Source organism: Kitasatospora sp. NPDC029312 (assembly GCF_055569215.1).
This window is the reverse complement of record NZ_JBVHXY010000088.1, coordinates 1-4,225: the sequence shown is the minus strand read 5'-3', so window position 1 is coordinate 4,225 and position 4,225 is coordinate 1. Positions and strand designations below refer to the sequence as shown.

The window sequence follows — 4,225 nt, the reverse complement described above, 5'->3', positions numbered from 1 at the left end:
CAGGGGGGACCCTGTGGGAGAGTAGGACGCCGCCGAACAATTCTTCTGAAAAGGCCCTGCCCGGGTTACCGGGCGGGGCCTTTTCGCGTTTCCGGATCAGTTGTCCTGGAGGTCGTTCTCCTCGTCGTCCGGCTGCCCCTGTGCCTGAGCCGGCGTCGCCTCGGCCGAGGCCGTCGGAGCGCCGGGCTGTGGCGTCTGGGGTGCCCCAGGGGTCGGAGTCGCCCCGGGAGTTCCGGGAGCGCCCGGCGCCGCGGGGGTCTGGGACGCCTCGGGCGCTTGGGGCGACCCGGATGCCTGCGCAGGCCCGGCCGCGGTGCCCCAGACCGGTCGGCCGAGCCACTTGGCGGCGCTGTTGGTGAGCCGGGCGATGCCCGTGCCGTCCGGCCGCATGCTGTAGAGGTCGCTGCCGCCTCCCGCGGAGGCCTGGGTGAAAACGATGGCCTTGCCGTCGGGCGCGAAGGCCGCGCTTCCGTAGGCGGCGTCGGAGGGAGACGGGGTGAGGGCGCCGATGGCACTGCCGTCAGGGCGGACGGTGTAGATGCCACCGCCGGGGGCGTTGTCGGGGCCTGCGGGGTAGGTGGTGAAGAGGATCCGGGTGCCGTCGGGGGACCAGCTCGCGCGGTCGCCGGCGCGCAGTTCCCAGGGAGTGAGCTGGCGGAGCCCGGTGCCGTCCACGTTGACGATGTAGATGGCGCGGCCGTCGGCCGGCTGTCCGGTGGCGCTGGTGCGGTACTCGAAGGTGAGCTGCTTGCCGTCGGGGGACCAGCTGGGATTGCTGACCACGCCCGAGTAGGGCTTGTCGTTGGTGAGGAAGGTGAGCCGCTGGACGTTGGTGCCGTCCGGGCTCATCAGGTACAGGTCCGAGTACTGGATCTGGTTGGCGTGAGCCGCGTCGAGCGCGCCCCAGGAGCGGCTGAAGGCGAGCTGCTTGCCGTCGGGGGAGTAGGCGGGGGCGCGTTCGTCCTCGTTGGCGCAGTCGGCGGTGCCGCCGCCGGCGTCGCAGAGCTGGCTGATCTGGTGGGCGTTGTCGCCGCTCGGTGCGACCGACCAGAGACGGGCGGCGCCGCTTTGGGGGTCGGTTCGGTCGAAGGCGATGGCGCTGCCGTCGGGGGCCCAGTCGGGCCGGTCGTCCCGGACGTGGTCGGGCGGTTGGGTGACCTGTTGCTGGGCCGTGCCGTCGGGGGTGAGGGTGACGATGGCGCTGGTGGTCCGCGAGTCGTCGGTGTAGGCCCGGCTGACGATCAGTCCGTTGCGCGCCGGCGCCGCGGGGGTGGCGGCTGCCGCGCCCACCGCGGCACTGGTGGCGGAGGTCGGCTGGGGGGTGGCGGTGGGGGACTCCGGGCGGATGGCGGACAGGGGGATCTCCCCCGGTTCGGCCCCGCAGCCGGTGAGCAGGGTGCCCAGAAGCAGCAGGCCCGCACCGGCGGTTGCGCGGGTGCGGGCCTGGTTCGTGGGGGACTGCCGTGTGCCGGTGATCCGTGCCATCTCCGTCTCGACCTTTCCGACCGCTGCGACGTGTGCTCCGCCTCGGCGTCTCGGATCGAGGAGGAGATCCGGGACGGAGGCCCCTGGAAGGAGCTGTCACTCTGTCAGAAGGCAGGGTCGGTGGCTGGGCGACACGCGACGGCGCGCGTTCGCTCGGTCGCAAGGAGTAGAGGGAGGCGGGCCGGCTCCCGGCGGGTCAGCTCCCGGCGGGGTCGGTCTTGGCAGGATCGGTCGTGACGGGGTCGGTCTTGGCGGCGCGGCGCTCGGCCTTGGCGAGGGCCTCCGCCTCGTCCTCGGCCTCGGCGACCTCCAGGGTCGGCGCGGTGCCGCCGAGGTGCGCGGGCAGCCACCAGCTGTCCTCCGGACCGGAGGGCTTGGCGGGGTACTCGCGCTGGGCCCGGTCGAGCATCTCGCTCATCGCGGCGCGCAGCTTCCTGGTGACCATGACGGGCTTGTCACCGGGGCCCAGGTGAAGAGGTTCGCCGATCATGATCGTCACGGGGACGTGGCGCTTGGTGAGAGTCTTCGGGCGGCCCTTGGTCCAGAGCTGCTGGGTGCCCCACAACACGACGGGCAGCAGCGGGGCGCCGGAGTCGGCGGCCATCCGGGCGGCGCCGGTCTTGAACTTCTTCAGCATGAACGAGCGGCTGATGGTCGCCTCGGGGAAGACCCCGACGACCTCGCCGGCCTGGAGGGCGCGCACGGCGGCCTCGTAAGCGGGCTGGCCGTCGGTGCGGTCGACCGGAATGTGCTTCATGCCGCGCATCAGCGGGCCGGAGATGCGGTGCTTGAAGACGTCGTCCTTCGCCATGAAGCGGGTCTTGCGCTTCCCACCGCGGTAGGCGCCGAGGCCGGCGAAGAGGAAGTCGAGGTAGCTGATGTGATTGCTGACCAGCACCGCCCCGCCCTCGGCGGGGATGTGCTCGGCGCCCACGATGTTTATCCGCACGTCGAGCGCGCGGAAGGCGGTGAGTGCGGCGCCGATCACCGGCGGGTACACGAACTCGGCCACGGTCAGTCCTGACTTCCACGGGCCGGAGCCCGGTACGGCGGGACCCGCGCCGTTGCGAGGGAGCCGACCGGAGCACGGCACGCCGCGGCGGTCACGGGTGATACAGGGAGATGATCCCCCGAACGGGTGCCTGCTGTCACCTGAGCCGTGCGGTCAAGCGAGTATTCGCGGTGTGATCTCCGTGATGACTCCGGCCGGGAACTTCTGGCCCGCCGGTGCCGGTGGCGCCGTTTGGGGGTGGGGTGGACGGCGTGAGGCCGCCGATCAGGCCCCGGCGCCGAGGCGGCCCTGGGCACGCCGGACGATCGGGTACATCTCGCAGCCCAGGCAGTAGCCGAAGGCGGCGTTCAGGAAGGCCGCGATCAGGGCGAACGCGGTGGTCAGCACGCCGAGCCAGGTCACTTCGGTGAGGTAGCCGAGGGTGCCCACGGAGGTGAAGACGAGGCCGACCCCCTGGGCGAAGCTCAGCGGGCGCTCGTCCACCGTCTCGGTGGGCGGCTCCAGCCGGGGGAGGACGAACGCCTGGAACAGCAGGCCGTACGGGGAGAGCCGCAGCCCGCTGAACGCGGTGAGCGCGAAGACGAGGGCCTGGGCGGCGAGGAGGAGGCCGCTGCCGGTGACCAGGACGGCCGCCAGGATAGCGGCGGCGAGCGCGGAGGAGAAGCGGGGACCGCGGGGATCGGTCTGCACAAGGGCTCCGGGAGGGTCGCGACGGGCGGCTGCGGAGGAGACGCGACCGGCGTCAGCGGGAGGTGGTGGCGCGGCTCAGGTCGACGACGCGACGGGAGGTCAGCAACGGCGGTGCGGTGCGTTCGGAGTCCACCGGCCGATCGTACGCGCGGCCGGTGTCAGCGGTCGACCTCTCTTTTCGGCACCACTTTTCGGCCTCCGGGCGCGCTGCCTCAGACTGGAGGGGTGACGCGGGTCGGGCACGACGGAAGGTCGAGGGTGGGCACGGAGGACGGGACGATACGGCTGTCGGAGGCCGACTTGGGCGGGCCGCTCGGTGAGCGGGCGACACTGGTGCAGTTCTCCACCGCCTTCTGCCAGCCCTGCCGGGCCACCCGGCGGGTGCTCGCCGACGTGGCGGGGATGGTCGAGGGGGTCGGGCACCTGGAGGTGGACGCCGAGGCGCAGCTGGAGCTGGTCCGTCGGTTGGAGATCGCGCGGACGCCGACCGTCCTGGTGCTGGACGCGGGTGGTCGGGTGGTGCTCAGGGCGGCGGGGATGCCGCGGAAGGCGGACGTGATCGCGGCGCTGGGGCGGGTGGTCTGAGGGTGGCGGGCTGGGCGGGCGACGAACAGATTTCAGCGAACAGATGATGAAATCTGTTCGCTGAAATCTGTCAGTTGAAATCTGTTCGCCGTCACGCGCGGTAGGAGCCGCCCTGTGGGTGGAGTCGTGCCCCGCCTGGGGCAGGATGGGCGCGAGCGGTGTGGTGCAGCCCTCCCGGCGTAAGCTACTGGCCAGTAGTGACCACTGAACTACTGGCGAGTATGCTGCCAGGAAGTTCCGGACCGGCACGGGAAAGCCGCTGCCCGGAGCGGGTGCGTGGCAGGTCGCGCCCGCTTGCACAACCGCAGCCGCCGGACGAGACCAGTACAGGAGACAGGCCGTGAGCTTGAGGATCGTTGTCTGTGTGAAGTACGTGCCGGACGCGACGGGTGACCGTCGTTTCGCGGACGACCACACCACCGACCGGGAGGGCGTGGACGGCCTCCTGTCGGA

4 protein-coding genes and 1 pseudogene are annotated in these 4,225 nt (G+C 71.8%); 2 read left to right on the top strand and 3 right to left on the bottom strand.

Annotated features, from left to right (window positions below; all coding sequences use genetic code 11):
* Positions 1–96 precede the first annotated feature (96 nt).
* From ACZ4WV_RS35325 to ACZ4WV_RS35315, 3 genes are all read right to left on the bottom strand, one after another.
* Positions 97–1,485 carry a TolB family protein gene (locus ACZ4WV_RS35325; RefSeq protein ID WP_465753191.1) on the bottom strand — a complete coding sequence of 463 codons (1,389 nt, stop codon included), beginning with the start codon at positions 1,483–1,485 and terminating at the stop codon, positions 97–99.
* A 196-nt stretch (positions 1,486–1,681) separates the two neighbouring features.
* A complete protein-coding gene (locus ACZ4WV_RS35320) occupies positions 1,682–2,497 on the bottom strand; it encodes a lysophospholipid acyltransferase family protein (protein ID WP_465753189.1) in 816 nt (271 codons plus the stop codon).
* A 264-nt stretch (positions 2,498–2,761) separates the two neighbouring features.
* Positions 2,762–3,187 (bottom strand): DUF4395 domain-containing protein, encoded by a 426-nt coding sequence (locus ACZ4WV_RS35315; RefSeq protein ID WP_465753188.1) that lies wholly within the window; start codon positions 3,185–3,187, stop codon positions 2,762–2,764.
* Between the two features lie 225 nt (positions 3,188–3,412).
* Between ACZ4WV_RS35315 and ACZ4WV_RS35310 the strand changes: the two genes are divergently transcribed.
* Both ACZ4WV_RS35310 and ACZ4WV_RS35305 read left to right on the top strand, forming a co-directional pair.
* A complete protein-coding gene (locus ACZ4WV_RS35310; protein WP_465753186.1) occupies positions 3,413–3,772 on the top strand; it encodes a thioredoxin family protein in 360 nt (119 codons plus the stop codon).
* A gap of 340 nt (positions 3,773–4,112) precedes the next feature.
* Positions 4,113–4,225: pseudogene (locus tag ACZ4WV_RS35305) on the top strand (electron transfer flavoprotein subunit beta); the annotation flags it as partial.